This is a genomic window from Pseudomonas sp. R3-18-08 (assembly GCF_003852065.1).
Taxonomy (GTDB): domain Bacteria; phylum Pseudomonadota; class Gammaproteobacteria; order Pseudomonadales; family Pseudomonadaceae; genus Aquipseudomonas.
The window spans coordinates 4,752,089-4,767,674 of record NZ_CP027729.1; the positions used below are offsets into that span (position 1 = coordinate 4,752,089).

General features: G+C 59.3%; 14 protein-coding genes. 5 read left to right on the plus strand and 9 right to left on the minus strand.

What is annotated here, in order from left to right; genetic code table 11:
• Positions 1–62: 62 nt before the first annotated feature.
• The 5 genes from C4J92_RS21815 to C4J92_RS21835 all read left to right on the plus strand — a co-directional run bounded on the left by C4J92_RS21815 (position 63) and on the right by C4J92_RS21835 (position 5,593).
• The gene (locus tag C4J92_RS21815) at positions 63–269 is read left to right on the plus strand and encodes a hypothetical protein (RefSeq protein WP_124405226.1); all 207 of its coding nucleotides are present in this window, start codon (positions 63–65) and stop codon (positions 267–269) included.
• 113 nt (positions 270–382) lie between these two features.
• Positions 383–2,275 carry an alkaline phosphatase D family protein gene (locus C4J92_RS21820; RefSeq protein WP_124405227.1) on the plus strand — a complete coding sequence of 631 codons (1,893 nt, stop codon included), beginning with the start codon at positions 383–385 and terminating at the stop codon, positions 2,273–2,275.
• Positions 2,276–2,392: 117 nt separating this feature from the next.
• Positions 2,393–3,406 (plus strand): diguanylate cyclase domain-containing protein, encoded by a 1,014-nt coding sequence (locus tag C4J92_RS21825; protein WP_124405228.1) that lies wholly within the window; start codon positions 2,393–2,395, stop codon positions 3,404–3,406.
• Positions 3,407–3,511: 105 nt separating this feature from the next.
• Complete coding sequence (locus C4J92_RS21830; protein WP_124405229.1) at positions 3,512–4,762, plus strand: aspartate aminotransferase family protein; 1,251 nt, start codon at positions 3,512–3,514, stop codon at positions 4,760–4,762.
• Positions 4,763–4,876: 114 nt separating this feature from the next.
• Positions 4,877–5,593 carry a hypothetical protein gene (locus C4J92_RS21835; protein WP_124364332.1) on the plus strand — a complete coding sequence of 239 codons (717 nt, stop codon included), beginning with the start codon at positions 4,877–4,879 and terminating at the stop codon, positions 5,591–5,593.
• 9 nt (positions 5,594–5,602) lie between these two features.
• Here the strand turns inward: C4J92_RS21835 and C4J92_RS21840 are convergent, their stop codons facing one another.
• The 9 genes from C4J92_RS21840 to cyoE form a co-directional block, all read right to left on the minus strand.
• Positions 5,603–6,724, minus strand: a complete 1,122-nt coding sequence (locus tag C4J92_RS21840; RefSeq protein ID WP_124405230.1) for an aminotransferase class V-fold PLP-dependent enzyme — start codon at positions 6,722–6,724, stop codon at positions 5,603–5,605.
• Position 6,725: 1 nt separating this feature from the next.
• Positions 6,726–7,928 (minus strand): MFS transporter, encoded by a 1,203-nt coding sequence (locus tag C4J92_RS21845; protein ID WP_124405231.1) that lies wholly within the window; start codon positions 7,926–7,928, stop codon positions 6,726–6,728.
• On the minus strand, positions 7,928–9,178 hold the full coding sequence (locus C4J92_RS21850; protein ID WP_124405232.1) for an ATP-grasp domain-containing protein: 1,251 nt from the start codon (positions 9,176–9,178) through the stop codon (positions 7,928–7,930). Before C4J92_RS21850 ends, C4J92_RS21845 begins: the two co-directional genes overlap by 1 nt.
• Before the next feature lie 13 nt (positions 9,179–9,191).
• Complete coding sequence (locus C4J92_RS21855) at positions 9,192–10,163, minus strand: proline dehydrogenase family protein (protein WP_124405233.1); 972 nt, start codon at positions 10,161–10,163, stop codon at positions 9,192–9,194.
• 4 nt (positions 10,164–10,167) lie between these two features.
• Positions 10,168–11,232 (minus strand): fatty acid desaturase family protein, encoded by a 1,065-nt coding sequence (locus C4J92_RS21860; RefSeq protein WP_124371797.1) that lies wholly within the window; start codon positions 11,230–11,232, stop codon positions 10,168–10,170.
• Positions 11,233–11,482: 250 nt separating this feature from the next.
• Positions 11,483–12,196 (minus strand): helix-turn-helix transcriptional regulator, encoded by a 714-nt coding sequence (locus tag C4J92_RS21865; protein WP_124368297.1) that lies wholly within the window; start codon positions 12,194–12,196, stop codon positions 11,483–11,485.
• 196 nt (positions 12,197–12,392) lie between these two features.
• Positions 12,393–13,478, minus strand: a complete 1,086-nt coding sequence (locus tag C4J92_RS21870) for a pyridoxal phosphate-dependent aminotransferase (protein ID WP_124405234.1) — start codon at positions 13,476–13,478, stop codon at positions 12,393–12,395.
• Between the two features lie 415 nt (positions 13,479–13,893).
• A complete protein-coding gene (queC, locus tag C4J92_RS21875) occupies positions 13,894–14,592 on the minus strand; it encodes a 7-cyano-7-deazaguanine synthase QueC (protein WP_124405235.1) in 699 nt (232 codons plus the stop codon).
• A 101-nt stretch (positions 14,593–14,693) separates the two neighbouring features.
• Positions 14,694–15,581 (minus strand): heme o synthase, encoded by an 888-nt coding sequence (cyoE, locus tag C4J92_RS21880; RefSeq protein ID WP_124364341.1) that lies wholly within the window; start codon positions 15,579–15,581, stop codon positions 14,694–14,696.
• Positions 15,582–15,586 lie beyond the last annotated feature (5 nt).

The following is a 15,586-nucleotide window of genomic DNA, read 5'->3' on the forward strand; positions in this document are numbered from 1 at the left end:
TAAGGTTGGCCTTACTTCGTCCCGACGGGCGAAGCATCTTCTCCTCATAGAAGGAAACATCCATGGTCAGCGGAATCAACCCCTCACTGGGCAGCTTTCAATACCCACCTCTGCAACAGGATGATGCAGAGCCCCAGCGTAGGAAACGTAGCATCGACACCCCCCACATGCAGCTCAACGCCGCCGAGCCTGATGGCATGGCGACCAATGACCGACGCAAAAACAGAGGGGGTGGGCTCGACAGCCTGGGTCAAGGCAACCTTCTTTAACTAGCCGCGTACGAAGGGCAGTGCACGGCCCTTCGTACATCCCTCCTTAACAAAACCATCACATTCACTCGCTTAAACTCGCCGGTTCAATCCAGCCTGGGGCCACTGTCTGCATGCCGCACTCCGACACACTGCCCGCCGTATTGGCCGGCCCACTGCTGCGACGTCTCGAAGCTCGGCGCCTGGTGTTGTGGCTGGTAGGAAGTCGAGCACTGGCACTGACGCTGAAGCTGCACCTGCCGGCGCAAACACTGGAAATTCCCCTGGACCAGTGCCAGGTGGTACCCGTGGGGCGCCAGGCGTTTATTCATTTGATCGATGTGGCGCTGGACGAAGCGCTGCCTTTGGACGTGGCGATCAGCTACGACCTGCTGTTTGACGACACCGGCATCGCCGACTGGGCACCGCACCTGCTGTACGCGAATGCTCAATACCCCAGTTTCGTGTTGCATAGCCGTATCCATCAGTTGGTGCACGGCTCATGCCGCAAACCCCATCACAGTGCCGACGAAGGATTGCTGTGCGTCGACCGTCTGCTGGCCGAGGCCAAAACCCCGGCCGAACGTCCGGCCTTGTTGATGATGAGCGGCGATCAGGTCTATGCCGACGATGTCGCCGGGCCGATGCTGCGGGCGATTCATGGGTTGATAGCACGGCTGGGCCTGTTCGATGAATACCTCGAAGGCGCTGTAGTCGATGACAGCGCCAGCCTCTATGGGCATCCGGCCAGTTATTATCACCGTGCCGATTTACTGCCGGCCTTGGACAGCAACGAGACCTTGCGCGAGCGCTTCTTTGGCGGCGTGAAAAAGCCGATTTTCACCAGCAGCACCGCCGACAACCACCTGGTGACCTTTGCCGAAGTCATCGCGATGTACCTGCTGGTGTGGTCGCCCACGCCCTGGGCGCTGACCACGCTTCAGGGCCCGCCACTGAGCCTGGAACGACAGCAGCGCTACGCCCGCGAAGAGGTCCAGATCGAGCGATTCCGCGACAGCCTGCCCGGTGTCGCGCGGGTATTTGCCCACCTGTCGACCTTGATGATCTTTGACGACCATGACATCACCGACGACTGGAACCTCAGCGCCCAATGGGAAGAAACCGCCTACGGCCACCCCTTCTCCAAACGCATCATCGGCAACGCCCTGCTGGCCTACCTGTTATGCCAGGGCTGGGGCAACCAGCCGGATGCGTTTGTCGAACTGGTGAGCCAAACCCAAGCGTTGACCACCCAGGCCCAGGCCAACCACCTGGACGCAGCCGCGCAGGACGAATTACTCGAGGCGCTGCGTAAATTCCAACACTGGCATTACGTACTGCCTACCACCCCCGCGTTGGTGGTGCTCGACACCCGCACCCGACGCTGGCGCAGCGAGTTCACTCTCAAGCAACCTTCCGGCCTGCTGGATTGGGAAGCCCTGAGCGAACTGCAGCAGGAGCTGCTCGACCACCCTTCGGCCATCATCGTCTCGCCTGCACCGGTTTTCGGCGTGAAGCTGATCGAGACCGTGCAAAAAGTATTCAGCTGGTGCGGTTACCCGCTGCTGGTAGACGCTGAAAACTGGATGGCCCATCGCGGCGCCGCCCAGGTGATTCTCAACATCTTCCGCCATTCCCGCACACCGGGTAACTACGTGATTCTTTCGGGCGACGTGCATTATTCGTTCGTCTACGAAGTGTTGATCCGCCACCGAAACGGTGGCCCCAGGATCTGGCAAATCACCAGCAGCGGCATCAAGAACGAATTTCCACCACGCCTGCTCGAATGGTTCGACCGTCTCAACCGCTGGCTCTACTCCCCACGCTCGCCGCTTAACTGGTTTACCCGGCGCCGCACCATGCAGGTGGTCCCGCACATTCCGGAACATGCCGAAGCCGGCGAGCGGTTATGGAATTCAGCTGGGATCGGCCAAGTGTTTTTCAACGGGCAGGGCCAGCCTGAGGCGATTTACCAGCACAACGCGGATGGCAAGCCTCGGACGAAAATGATTGCGCCGCGCTCCTGAAACAGTCTGCCTGCCCTATTCAAAGGCCGCCAACCACGTTGTACAGTAGCGTCAGCCACGGAGTATCGGCGTCAACGAAAGCTGGCCTTGAAAGCCCGCTCATGCAGGAAGCGTGTAATGGACGATACACCCGGCACCGAACCGCTGCGTAATGACCTTGCCAATATCAGCACCGACATGTTGCATGCCATCATGGAACTGGTCAGCGACGGGATATGGGATTGGAATGCCAATACCGGGTTCGTCTACCGCAATCCCGGCTGGTACGAAATGCTTGGCTATCCGCGCCACTCCCTGGAAAACAGCGTATTCACCTGGGAGAGCGTGATCCATCCCGAGGATTATCCCCATGTGATGGCCGGATTTGATGACTATGTCTGCCAACGCGCGCCCCTGTACCGAGCCGAATACCGCTGTCGAAAATACGACGGCACGTACCTCTGGATTGAGGACCGTGGCTACATCATTACGCGCAATCCCGACACTTCGGTAGCGCGCATGGTGGGCGCACACCGCGATATCCATGCACGCAAATGCTCGATTGAACGTCTTCAAAAGCGTAACCGCTCCCTTGAGACCTTGGTGCTCGAGCGCACCCTTGAATTGTCGCGCGTCAATCAGCAGTTGCAATTGCAACTGGTCGAAAACCGGTCCCTGGCCGAACGGGATGCCCTGACGCGCATCGCCAACCGTTATCGCCTGGAAAAAGTGATGCTCCAGGAATGCGACCGCTCCGAGCGCTTTCGCTTGCCATTGGCGCTGGTGGCTATGGATATCGATGACTTCAAGCCGATCAATGACCGATATGGCCATGGCGTAGGCGACCAGACGCTGGTCCAGGTAGTGGAAGGCCTGGAAACCTGCGTACGTGCCGGTGATGTGCTGGCCCGCTGGGGCGGCGATGAATTTATGCTGGTCTTGTCCAACTGCACTCTGCAGACGGCGAAGGAACAGGCCGAACGTGTGCGCCACACAATCCAGAACCTGTTCGCCGTCGCTGATCCCAAGATAACCCTGAGCCTGGGCGTGGTGGAACGGCGGGTGGGGGAGTCACCGGCAGCCCTGATGGCGCGCGCCGATCAGGCGTTATATCGATCCAAGGCGGCGGGGAAGAATGGGGTCTCGGAATGAATGATCCCGACTTTTAATAATGACCCGGCGACTTTATTTCGTTTGCGGCAGAGGCGCTCACGCAGCTTAGATAAACCGAGCCCATTACTGCCGAGTCAACGATTCATGAGCCGCGAAACGATCAGCCAATCGATTTCCATCGTCCATCCCATCAACCTCAGCCATGGAAAAAACGCTGAGGTCTGGGACACCGCAGGTAAGCGCTATATCGATTTTATCGGCGGCATCGGCGTACTCAACCTCGGCCATTGTCACCCGGCCGTGGTGGACGCGATTCGTGAGCAGGCGACCAGACTCACCCACTACGCGTTCAACGCCGCGCCGCACATGCCCTACATCGATTTGATGGAGCGCCTGACCGCGTTTATTCCGGTGAGCTATCCGGTCAGCGGCATGCTCACCAACAGCGGCGCTGAGGCCGCGGAAAATGCCTTGAAGATTGTGCGCGGCGCCACTGGCCGCACGGCGGTGATTGCGTTTGACGGAGCGTTTCATGGGCGCACCCTGGCCACCCTCAACCTCAATGGCAAGGTCGCGCCGTACAAGCAAAAAGTCGGCGTACTGCCCGGCCCGGTGTATCACCTGCCCTACCCCAGCGCCGACAACGGCGTGACCTGTGCCGAAGCGCTGAAGGCCATGGACCGCCTGTTCAGTGTGGAAATCGACGTCAACGACGTAGCCTGTTTCATCATTGAACCGGTACAGGGCGAAGGCGGTTTCCTCGCCCTGGATACCGAATTCGCCCAGGCCCTGCGGCGTTTTTGTGACGAGAACAACATCCTGTTGATCGCCGACGAAATCCAATCCGGTTTCGGTCGCACCGGGCAGCGATTCGCCTTCTCGCGCCTGGGCATTGAACCTGACCTGATCCTGCTCGGCAAAAGCATCGCCGGCGGTGTGCCGCTGGGGGCGGTGGTGGGTCGCAAGGCACTGATGGACAACCTGCCCAAGGGCGGTCTGGGAGGCACCTACTCCGGCAATCCCATCGCCTGCGCCGCCGCGCTGGCAACCCTCGATGTGATGACCGATGAACACCTGCAGGTATGGGGTTCCCGGCAGGAGGAGGCGATCGTGCGACGTTACCAAGCATGGCGCGCACAGCACCTGTCGCCGTATCTGGGCCGCCTCACCGGTGTCGGCGCGATGCGCGGCATTGAACTGGCGCATGCCGACGGCACGCCCGCCGCCAAGCAACTGACCCAATTGCTGAGCCTGGCGCGGGCTGCCGGCCTGCTGCTGATGCCCAGCGGCAAGTCACGGCATATCATCCGCTTGCTGGCACCGCTGACCATTGAGCCGGCCGTGCTGGAGGAAGGCCTGGATAAGCTCGAAGCGTGCCTCAAACAGCTGGACTGATTGCATACGTTCGCTGAGCCGTCTGACGCGGGCGCCTTGACCTGACTCCCCGGCCCCCTGAAAATGCCCGACGCTTTTTTGTCTCTCCCCGTTTACTGAAGTAGTGAAATTTCAATGTCCGATGCGTACACCGCTGAATCCGCCGAAGCCTCCGTCGTCGTCTCGCACGCCAAAGCCGAGTATGAAAACGCCATCAATCTTTCACAGCATGTGCCAGCGGCCAAGATCATCAGCGAAATGGTGCTGGACGCGTTTCACACTTCCAAGGAAAGCGACCAGATCCGCGAGTTGCGCGTGGCCATTCGTCAGGCCCATGACGCCTTCGACGATGACAAAGCCTACGACCTCATGGGCCAGCTCAAGCAATTGAAGGACGCCGAAGCCGCCGACAACGCGGCCCTGGAAGACCTGAGCAGCAAGTTCTCCATCAGCCGCCTGCTGTCCAGCTTCAAGGACGACCCTGAATTCCAGGAGCTGGTCTACGGCCTGGCCCTCAAGGTGCTGAACCAGTCGCACCAGGCCATCAGCAACCCGAGCGCCGGCAAGGGCAAGGCCGCACGCGCCAAGAAGGACGCCGAGGTGTTTGTGATCAGCAAGGATGGCATCAGCGTCACCCTGCCGCTGCGCACGCCGCGTTCCAAGCTCAATGTGGACCGCGAAGCGCTGGAGTTCCTCGGCCTTACCTTTGTAGGTGAAGGCAACGAGGCGGAGCTGGAAAGTGACACCTTCGTTGACAACAGCGGCGTGGAGCAGCCGGTCACGCGCAAGAGCATTGTGACCGCACTGCAACAACAAAGCGCTTTTGACGGTTACTCCATCGCCGCCCAGTAAATGCCGAAGCTATAGGCTGCGCAGGATGACCAGCGCCTGCTCGACCTGGGCGAGGGTGATATGCCGGCCCACCGAGGCACGCACGAAGTGGCTGACGCCCAGGTCCTTGAGCAGCAACGGGGTATGGGCGGCAGTGCCTGCCCAGAGGTTGAGCCCCAGCGCGCGGGCTTGATCGACAAATGCCTTGGCCGGCACGTTATGCGGCACGAACGAGACAATCCCGGTCTGTTCGAACTGGTCACACATCAGCGTTAACTGCGGCAGGCGCCGCAACGCCTGCGCCAGCAGCGTATAGGGCTCCGTGCTCACCTGCCCGCCGCCTACTTGCAGGTATTCCTGCACCGCCGTGTGCAAACCCACCAGGGCCGAAAGGCTCTTTTCTGCGATCTCCAGCACCCGAGCGCCGGACGCATCCACCTGGTTGACCTGGCCATCGGTGCTGGCGGCGTGCAGGTCTGCAAAATTCAGCTGCAATTGGCCCAGCAGGCGTGGCGACACATAAGCAATCCCGCTGCCACGGGGCCCGCAGAGAAACTTGCGCCCCGCGCCTGTCAATAAATCACAGTGCATATCCCGCACGTCCAGCGGCAACTGCCCCAGCGATTGGCACGCATCCACCACATACAGTGCGTTCGAACCCTTGAGCAGCGCCCCCAGCGCTTCCACCGGGTTGATCACCCCGCAGCACGACGGCAGGTGCGACACGCTGACGAGAAACACATCGTCGTCCAGATGACGCCGCACCCAATCCAGGTCCAGCGGGCTGGTGGCCGTGGTTGGAATCACTTCAACGCGAATCTCACGCGATTGCTTGAGGTAGTTGAAAAAGATCAGGTTCGCGGCGTATTCCGAGGTCGACACCCACACCCGCTTACCTCGGGGAAATTGCAGCTTGCCGAGAATGCTGGTCCAGGCCTCGGTGGCGCTGCTGAAAAAGCCAATCTGCGCAGGCTCTGCATTCAACAGCTTGGCCACCAGGCGGTACAGGTCGTCGTTGAGCAACGCCTCGTAGGCCAGCTCGGTTTCATAGCTGCCCATTTGCGCTTCTGTGGCGGTAAAACTCTGGATCGCATTCAGCGTGGCCGGTGACATCAGGCCCGCACCGGCGGTGTTTAAATGAATCCTGTTCATTTCATGCTTCCTTGTTCCACAAGACAGCCGAGCCTTTCATCACGCCTACCGCCACCGCGAACAGCAGCAATATCGTGCCCGCCAGCAGCCACGGCGAAGGCAGCGAGGGCTGTGACACCAGCATGAACGCCAGCGAAGGCGTGATCATCACGCCGATATTTACCCCCGCCGAGTAATAGCCGAGGTTGCGGTCCACGGTGTGACGGCTGGAGATACTGCTGACGTAATGGGTGATGCCGGGAAAGACGATCATCTCGCCCAGGCTCCAGAGCACCGTAGCCACCAGCAACAGCGCGCCGACCTGGCTGAAGCCCATCAGGAAGAACCCCACGCCGGCTACGAGAAACCCGGCCACCAGCGAGCGGCTGCTCGACAGGTGCGACATTCGTTGGTTGATCGGCACTTCGAACAGAATCACCAGCAGTGCATTGATGAAAAAGATGATCCCGACGTAGTACGCCGGCAACTCGGTGTAATTGATGATGTAGGCCGACAAAAACGTCGGCGGCAGCGCATAGGCCACGTGCACCGGCAATGCCGCCAGCAAAATCACCAGCAAGCGCGAGCGCTCGTGCACTGCGCTCTCCGGCAAGCCGTTGCCCTTGCTGATGACGGCAGCCCCTTGGGCCACCGGCACCGCACGCCCGAACCGCAGGCAGGCAACGAAGGCCACCAGGGACAACGCCGCGTTGAGGTAGAACACCGCGTCGGCGTTGCTCAAGAAAATCAGGCTGCCCAACAGCGGCCCGATCGCCATGCCGATGTTGATTGCCAAACGGTTGCAGGAGAACGCCACTTTGCGCGATTCGCTGCTGCTGTGGGTGACCGTTTCGGAGAACGTCGCCGGCGTGAATGCCTCGTAACAGGCCCCCCATAGAAACGACAGCACAAACAGCAGCGCCGTGTTATCCACCGAAGGAATGATCAGCAGCAGCAGCGCGTTAAGCAGCAACGAGCCGAGGATCACCCGATTGGCGGAAAACCGCTTGATCACCCCGCCGATGATCAAGTCCACAAACAGTGCGCCCGCGCCATAAACGCCCACCAGCAACCCTGCGGTTGCCGCCGACACGGCGTGCTGATGAATCAGGTAAGCCGCATAGAAAGGGAACGCCATGGTGCCCATGCGGAACACCAGGGTGATCAGGAACAGCAACTGCAAGCGAGCGTTGAGCCCGCGCAATGCGCGATAAGTGCCTATCATCAGCGAATCACATAGACGTTGTCTTTGTACTGGCGGATCTGCTCGTAATCCTGGTCGATAGTGCCCTGGCTATCCGATACCAGAAACACCCGCAACGGGCTGCTGAGCAGGTCCACGGTCTTTTTCATCAGCTTGCCGGCCTTGTATTTGACGCTCAGCTTGTGCACCGACGGCAACGCCTCGATCCGGTGAATGGCCGATTCATTGAAGCCGGTGACCTCGCCTTGCAGCGTGGTGTCGGTGTTGATGACACAGGCCTCCTTGAGCTTGTGGTAGCGCTTGCCGGCGTAGTTGGCCTTGAACGCCTCACCGTCGCAGTACGCCAGGTAGGTGAGCTGCGCCTGGTTGCCGCCCAGGCTGATGTCATGGAACCTTGGTTCCATGTTGCCGTTCAGGCGAGCACCGACTTCCACCAGCGCGGGGCCGGCTTCGGTGAGGATCACTTCCGAATGGGCCGGGCCGTTATCGATACCCAGCGCCTTGAGCGCCTTCACGATGTAGTCCACCAGCACGTTGGCCTCGGCGCTGTCCGGGGCAATCAGCACGTCGCGGTCGTAGATGTTCTTGCCGCCGCTGATTTCACGCTTCACATAGCGCCAGATCCCGCACACGTAAGTCTGCCCATCGCGGCTGACGGTATCGACGATGTACTCCGGGCCCTTGAGGTAAGACTGACAAAGAATTTCCGTGTTGGGCAGGCCGAAGATATCCGGGTTGGACACCACCTCCTCACAGGCGCGCTTGACGTCCTCGAGGTTGTGGCAGATCGAAACCCCGTCGGTAGATGCCGAACTCAGCGGTTTAATCACGCAGGGAAATACCTGACCGGCCTCGACCCAGGCCAGCAGTTCGGCGGGGTCCGAGGATTTGATCTGGCGTGCGGTCAACAGGGCTGCGGCGGCGACTTTGTTGATCATCTCAAACTTGTCGCGGCGAGCACGTGAGCCTGCACTGCCGTTGGAGGTGGACAGTTGCAACTGTTCACTCAAGTAATCGGCGAATGGCACGCCAGGCTCCTGGCCGGCAATGACGGCGACTACGTTGAACTCACGCAAGCGTCGCACTATATCCTCGGCGTTGTCGTTGAGTGCCAGGTTGTGCTCGAACTCAGACAGGTTCGGCCCGAGCATGCTTGGCATCAGCTCGGGTGTACTCTGTACATGGATCAGGCTGAAACCGGCATCCCGGAAATACTGCGGCAGGAAATTACCGCTCGAGTAGACATCCACCAATGCGACGTACTGCTTCATAAGAATGTCCTTTTCAGTAATGAGTGGCGGTTTCAGAGGCCCGTGGCGAAGCCACGTCATCCAGCGCCAGGAAAATGTTCTGCGGAAACTCAGCCACACGGTGCAACAGGTGCAAGTACCAGTTGGTGCCGTAAACCGCCGACACCCGGGCCTTGACCTGGCCCTGGTCTTTTACCGCCTTGATCAGCTCAGGGCGCACGCCGTGGAGCATCTCCAGCTCACCTCGGTCGGCGATGTGGCTGGTGAGGATTTCCTCAACCAGCAGCGGGTCCTGGGTGGCGAAAGCAAACTGCCCGCGGCCACCATTGATCCGGTCCAGCAGCCCCAGGTAACGCTCGTTGAGCGCCTCGCCACGGGGCAAGGCAATGGCGGCAGGCTCAGCATAGACGCCTTTGACCAGGCGCACCTTGCAGCCGGTTTCCAGCACCGCTCCCAGGTCATCCGGGGTTCGGTTCAACTGCGCCTGAAGGGTGATGCCCACGTTGGGAAAACGCCCGCTCAGGTGCAGGAAGATCTCGAGGATCGAATCCGTCCATTGGGAGCGCTCCATGCTGATGATCACGCCGACATCCTTATCGGCTGCATGGGCCAGGATCTTCGAGCAGTTCTCGACTGCCAGCTCGCGGGAAATGATGGTACCGACGTTCGACAAATCGAACCCCAACTGAGGAGGTTCGCCGAGCTTGGGATGCTGGGCGATCAAGTCGATCAGCTGCAGGTATTCATCGGTTGCCGTGGTCACCTCGGCCAGCGTCGTCGCTTCCTCGCCGACGAACTCGACACCGGTGCGATAGCCTTTGGCCAACAGGGCCCCAAGCTTGTCGAGCATCTCCAGGCGATCTTCGGAAATGATGTAGCGAAGCGCCGCAGGTCGCAGGAAATCACGCAGCGTCTCGCTCTCCAGGAACAAGTCGCGATAGGTCTTGTTCGCCGCCAGTTTCTTCAGAGCCAGGGTTGCCAGCAGGCTGTTATCTGTCGTGTTCATGGCATTAAACCCCGTAGGACTGGTTGAGCATGCGACGTGCGAAACTCGAATCGTCGGTGTGGTTGGCGATCTTGTGGGCGCGGAATTTGGCCGCGTAGCTGAGCAGGGTTTCCTTGTGGCGGCTATGCCGGTCACGGGTAAAAATCCCCGCCCACAGGTTGTCCCAGCGTGCGTACTCGGGGTGCGACATCAGCAGCTTATGGGCCTTGCGCATGTTCCAATGGGGAATCGACGGGTGCAGGTGGTGCACAAGGTGGTAGTTATCGTCGTGGCGGCCGAAAAAGAAGTTTTCCAGCGCGTTGCCTTTACGGTTACGGGTTAACAGCAGCTTTTCGCTTTCAACGGCGGGCAACGGATAGTGCTCGGCCAGCTCGATGATCCAGCCCACGGCCACGGCGGTGGTGAACAGCGGCACGAACCAGAACAGCACCAGTTCAACCGCAAGGCCAAACCAGGCAACCACTGCAAAAATCACTGCCCAGTAGGCCCACATCAGCACGCGTTCCTTGCGGATGCGTGCGTCCTGGCCCTGGAGCCGGTCCTTGACGATGTACTTGATGTATTGAAGGGTGCGGTAACCCGATAACGCCATCACCACGTTCTTCAGGAAGAACTCGCGCTCGCTTTGCTGGAGGTCGTACAGGCCGCACTTGAGATGGAAATTGTAGTCCGGGTCTTTTTCCGGGTGCCCCAGGTGCACATGGTGGTTTTTGACGTGCGAGGTGCTGTAGGACTGGTAAAGATGGAAGATCAGGTACCCCGAGAGAAAGGTACCGGCAAACCAGTTGATCGCCCGGTTTTTCGCCAACAGTTTGTGACTTGACTCGTGCAACACGTTCGCCAGGGCACGTTGAGTGGTGCCGATGAGAAACAGCGAAACGGGATAAAACCAATAGCTGACGCCCACGGACAAATAAATGGCAAAGGCGATGATTGAATAATCCTTACCCAGTGCGATGGCCCAATGGTAGTTATCTTTCTTGCACAGGTGCTTGAGCATCCCGAAGGTTTCACGGGAAATACCCGCAGCGTTTTGGCCACCTGGCTCTTTGTTTTTATCGACCAGCATAATCACTCCATAATTAAGCGGCACGCTGCAACACGCCTATCGCCTAGAGCGACGATGATTTTTTGGGATGTTGCGGCTATTGTTTTTTTTGCCTGAGCTAAACTCATTGGCTGCAAAAAAACTAAAGCACCGCTTGGAAGTGAACAAGCTGCCCTTTTAGACAGGTAGCGCCAAATCACACGCGCACGCGCACGCCCGCCGGTAAAAAATCACGGGCGGGCGTGGCAATTAAAGAAGAAGTGCCGGCGAATCAGGCCTGTTCGCGGATATAGCCCAGCTGCAAGGCTTTGCGAATGGCGGACTTGCCGTTGGGCACATTCAGCTTGCTGAAGATATTCTTCATATGGAACTTGACCGTACGCGGGCTCATTGAGACCAGGAGCGCTATTTCGTTATAGGTCTTGCCCTGACTGGTCCAGGACAACACCTGCGTTTCCCGAGGTGTCAGCACGGTTTCCGGTACAACCGGAGGGAGCACGGTGGTGCTTTCCAACGCCTCGTCGTAAACCGAGACCAGCAGCATCTGCAGTTCACTTTTGTTGGCCAGCACTCGCTCGCGAAACTGTTGATGTTCGCCAAAGCTGCACAGGTTGAGGATGGAATAGAAGCCCCGATTACCATGCACGATAAAACTGGCGCCCTCGCCCACGGGGGCACAGGGCCCTGGCACCGGGACCGCGTCTGCAGCGGGCGCAAGGATGTTTTCATCGCTCCAGAAAAACGGTTTTATGCGGCGTTTGGACAAGGACAGCAATTGACCGCGTTGGTAAAAGTCATCTGCAGCGTCACCACGGTCCAGCGCGTCGGGGTAGTTAGTGATGATTTCCGCTTCATCCAGCGTCGGCCCACATTGATAGACCTCGAAATGCCCGAGGCCGCGTCGGCTCAGCTCAACATCGAGCAATTGGCGCACATCGGTGGGCTGCATGAGCGTATTGTTATTGGCTTGACCATCGCTTCGCATGACTATCGTCCCTGATGAGTGACAACGGGTGAGGTTAGCGACCTGACCGGAGTGCTTCAATCCGTAAGCTTCCGATCAAAATCGACCTACACCGTAGGAAAATTCCTCTATACCAGGGAAGAATGAAACATGCCTACCAACCTTGTCCAGTGCTTCCAGCGCTGAACCGACCGCGAGCAGGCGCAGCAGTGTCTGGTCAGGCTATCTGTGTCGCAAACACCTCGCGAAACCGCTGCATTTGCTGCTTATTACCTACCGTCACCCGCACCCACTGCGGCCAATCCTTCCAGACGCGCCCTACCAGCACATTTTGTGCAGCCAGGCGGGCAACCACCTGCTCTGCCGGCTGCTTCACGTCGATCATGAAGCAATTGCTCTGGGACGCCGTGCAGCTATAGCCCCGGCCTTTCAGCCAAGCGATGGTCTCGTCACGCACGCCGGCATTGAGCGCCTTGCGCTGGCCCAGCAGCTTGACGTCTTCCAGGCTGGCATGGGCACCCAGCAGGCTGGCACCGGCCGGCACATTGTCGCCGCCAAACACCGCGAGGCGCTCCAGCAGCGAGGGATGGCCGATCGCCAAACCGAGGCGCGCACCGGCCATGCCGTAAATTTTCGAGAAGGTGCGCAGTACCAGCAGATCGTCATGGTCCTTGATCCAACTCACGCAACTGGGAGCGTCGCAGAAGTCGATATAGGCTTCGTCCACCACCAGCACGCTGCCTTTGGGTTTGTTCTCCAGCGCCTGACGGATAGCCTCGGTCGGCGTCAGGGTGCCGGTCGGGTTATTGGGGTTGCACAGGTACAGCATGCCGGCCTGGGGATCAGCCGCGAGCATCGCCGGTACATCATGGGCATGCTGGGCATCGAGGCTGACTTCGCGTACCGGCGCCTTGTTCGATTCGGCCGCCTGGCGCGGAACTTCATAGGACGGCGTGGCCATCACCAGGCCACGGGTTGGGTGGGTGAATGCCAATACGGCATAGCGCAACGCGGCCATGGAGCCGGCAAACACCGCCACATTGTCTTCGCTGATGCCTTGCTGCTGGGCAAACAGCGCAGCCAGCGCGTACATGTGCGGGTAGGGATAACGCCCGGCTGCCGCACTACCACGCTGCATCGCCTCAAGCGCCGCTTTCGACGGCCCGTAAGGGCTTTCGTTGTAGTTGAGCAATACATCGTCAGAGGCCGCCGGCGCAGGGCTTGCGACGGCCCAATCGAGATGCCCGAGCACAGGCAAGGCCGCGCCCAGGGCGAGAAGGGATCGACGACTGACGCTGACCATGGTGACTACTCCTTGTAGGCGGACGGGGGATTCGTACGGGTCATACAGAAGAGTATGACGAGGAAAATGTCGCCTGATTTAGCACCACCGGGTTAGCCGCCGTTACCGCAGCAACGGATATGTACTCGCTCTGATTCAGCATCCTGGTCGGCTGTCAGGCCGCCATCGGGAGCAAGCCCCCTCCCACATTTGGAACGCGGGGTGTCAGTTAGCGAGGCTTCGACTCCTGAGCCGCCACAGGTTCAGGGCCCTACCGCGAAACTTATGTGGGAGGGGCGGTGCGACGATTCGACTTGCTCCCGATGGCGGTGTGTCAGTTACACAGGCATTCACTGACACTGCCTCATTGGGGCTTGCCCCCTCCCACACTTTGATCGGCCTCTATCAGGTAGACCTCACCTGGCTCTGGATCGAGTTATTTCAACTGCAACTTGTGCTTCAGGCTTTGCATCACATCCGCCTTGTTCTGCAAGTACTCATTCAAGCCCCGCGCGCGCAGGTTGCACGCGTCACACTCGCCACAGCCGGTGCCAATGACGCCGTTGTAGCAGGTCAGGGTCTGCTCGCGCACCAGCTCCAGTTGCCCGTGGTAATCGGCCAGGGCCCAGGTCTCGGCCTTGTTCAGCCACATCAACGGGGTGTCGAGGCGCACGTCGTATTCCATGCCCAGCTTGAGGGCCTGGTTCAGCGCCTTGACGAACTCGTCACGGCAATCCGGGTAACCCGAGAAGTCGGTTTCGCACACGCCGGTGATGACGGTCTCAGCCTTCACTTGATAGGCGTAGATCGCGGCCAGGGTCAGGAACAGGATGTTGCGCCCCGGTACGAAAGTGCTCGGCAGGCTTTCGCCCGAGCTGTTCACGGTCGGCACCGGAATGTTGTCACGGGTGAGGCTGCTGATCGCCAGCTCATTGAGCAGCGACACGTCCATCACTTTGTGCACGGTGGCGCCCAATTGCTTGGCCAACTTCTGGGCGACTTCGATTTCCGCCACATGGCGCTGACCATAATCGAAGGTGATGCAGTGCACTTCGTCATACAGCTTCAGCGCCTGGATCAGGCAGGTGGTCGAATCCTGCCCGCCACTGAACACCATCACGGCTTTTTTACTCATTGCTTTGCTTCCTGCCTTCGAAGAATGGGGAATAGTTTAAAGGCCACTCAATAAAAAACCCCGCGCTCTTTCGAAGGCGGGGTTTTTCACTGCCAGACCACTCAGGGCGCGTACGTCAGCAACAGCTCTTTCGGCACTTGGAAATCCAGGGACATCATCACGCTGAGCGCGGTGATGGTGAAGATCGAGAACACGAACAGCTTGCGCGCCCAGACGGTGTCATCCACCGCCTTGTAGCCGGTCCAGGCCATGTACAACCAGTACATGCCCATGGCCGCGGCGACGGCGAGGTAGCTCATGCCGGCGTAGCCGCTGAAGGTCAACATCAAGGTCGCCACGAGGAAGGCCAGGATGTAGAGCAGGATGTGTTTCTTGGCCACCTGGATGCCACGCTTGACCGGCAGAACCGGAATCGACGCAGCCAGGTAGTCATTGAAGCGGAAAATCGCGATGGCGTAGGAATGCGGCATCTGCCACAGGCTGAACATCACCAGCAGCACCAGCGCGGCCATGTCGAAGCTATTGGTTACAGCCACATAACCAATCACCGGCGGCATCGCCCCCGACAGACTGCCCACCAGCGTGCCGTGTACCGACTTGCGCTTGAGGTAGAGGCTGTAGAGGCCGACGTAGATGACAAAACCGATTACGGCAAACAGCGCCGCCAACGGGTTGGCCACCTTGTACAACAACACCACGCCCGCAACACCCAGGACGGTCGCGAAGATCAGTGCCAGCTTCAGGGAGATAAGGCCCTGGACCAGCACGCGATTCTTGGTGCGCTCCATCTTGACGTCGATGTCACGGTCGATGCAGTTGTTGAACACGCATCCGGAAGCTACCACCAGGGACGTGCCGATCATTGCAGCCAGGAAGATGGCCAGATCAACATGTCCCTTGGAGGCCAGGAAGAAACCGCCCGCCACAGAAAGCACGTTACCGAAAATGATCCCCGGTTTGGTGATTTGGATAAAGTGCTTAAGCGACATCGGGT

What these genes read in the sequence shown, in the direction of transcription:
- C4J92_RS21815 (WP_124405226.1), top strand. Translation starts at nt 63, where the DNA reads ATGGTCAGCGGAATCAACCCCTCACTGGGCAGCTTTCAATACCCACCT.
- C4J92_RS21820 (WP_124405227.1), top strand. Translation starts at nt 383, where the DNA reads ATGCCGCACTCCGACACACTGCCCGCCGTATTGGCCGGCCCACTGCTG.
- C4J92_RS21825 (WP_124405228.1), top strand. Translation starts at nt 2,393, where the DNA reads ATGGACGATACACCCGGCACCGAACCGCTGCGTAATGACCTTGCCAAT.
- C4J92_RS21830 (WP_124405229.1), top strand. Translation starts at nt 3,512, where the DNA reads ATGAGCCGCGAAACGATCAGCCAATCGATTTCCATCGTCCATCCCATC.
- C4J92_RS21835 (WP_124364332.1), top strand. Translation starts at nt 4,877, where the DNA reads ATGTCCGATGCGTACACCGCTGAATCCGCCGAAGCCTCCGTCGTCGTC.
- C4J92_RS21840 (WP_124405230.1), bottom strand. Translation starts at nt 6,724, where the DNA reads ATGAACAGGATTCATTTAAACACCGCCGGTGCGGGCCTGATGTCACCG.
- C4J92_RS21845 (WP_124405231.1), bottom strand. Translation starts at nt 7,928, where the DNA reads ATGATAGGCACTTATCGCGCATTGCGCGGGCTCAACGCTCGCTTGCAG.
- C4J92_RS21850 (WP_124405232.1), bottom strand. Translation starts at nt 9,178, where the DNA reads ATGAAGCAGTACGTCGCATTGGTGGATGTCTACTCGAGCGGTAATTTC.
- C4J92_RS21855 (WP_124405233.1), bottom strand. Translation starts at nt 10,163, where the DNA reads ATGAACACGACAGATAACAGCCTGCTGGCAACCCTGGCTCTGAAGAAA.
- C4J92_RS21860 (WP_124371797.1), bottom strand. Translation starts at nt 11,232, where the DNA reads ATGCTGGTCGATAAAAACAAAGAGCCAGGTGGCCAAAACGCTGCGGGT.
- C4J92_RS21865 (WP_124368297.1), bottom strand. Translation starts at nt 12,196, where the DNA reads ATGCGAAGCGATGGTCAAGCCAATAACAATACGCTCATGCAGCCCACC.
- C4J92_RS21870 (WP_124405234.1), bottom strand. Translation starts at nt 13,478, where the DNA reads ATGGTCAGCGTCAGTCGTCGATCCCTTCTCGCCCTGGGCGCGGCCTTG.
- queC (WP_124405235.1), bottom strand. Translation starts at nt 14,592, where the DNA reads ATGAGTAAAAAAGCCGTGATGGTGTTCAGTGGCGGGCAGGATTCGACC.
- cyoE (WP_124364341.1), bottom strand. Translation starts at nt 15,581, where the DNA reads ATGTCGCTTAAGCACTTTATCCAAATCACCAAACCGGGGATCATTTTC.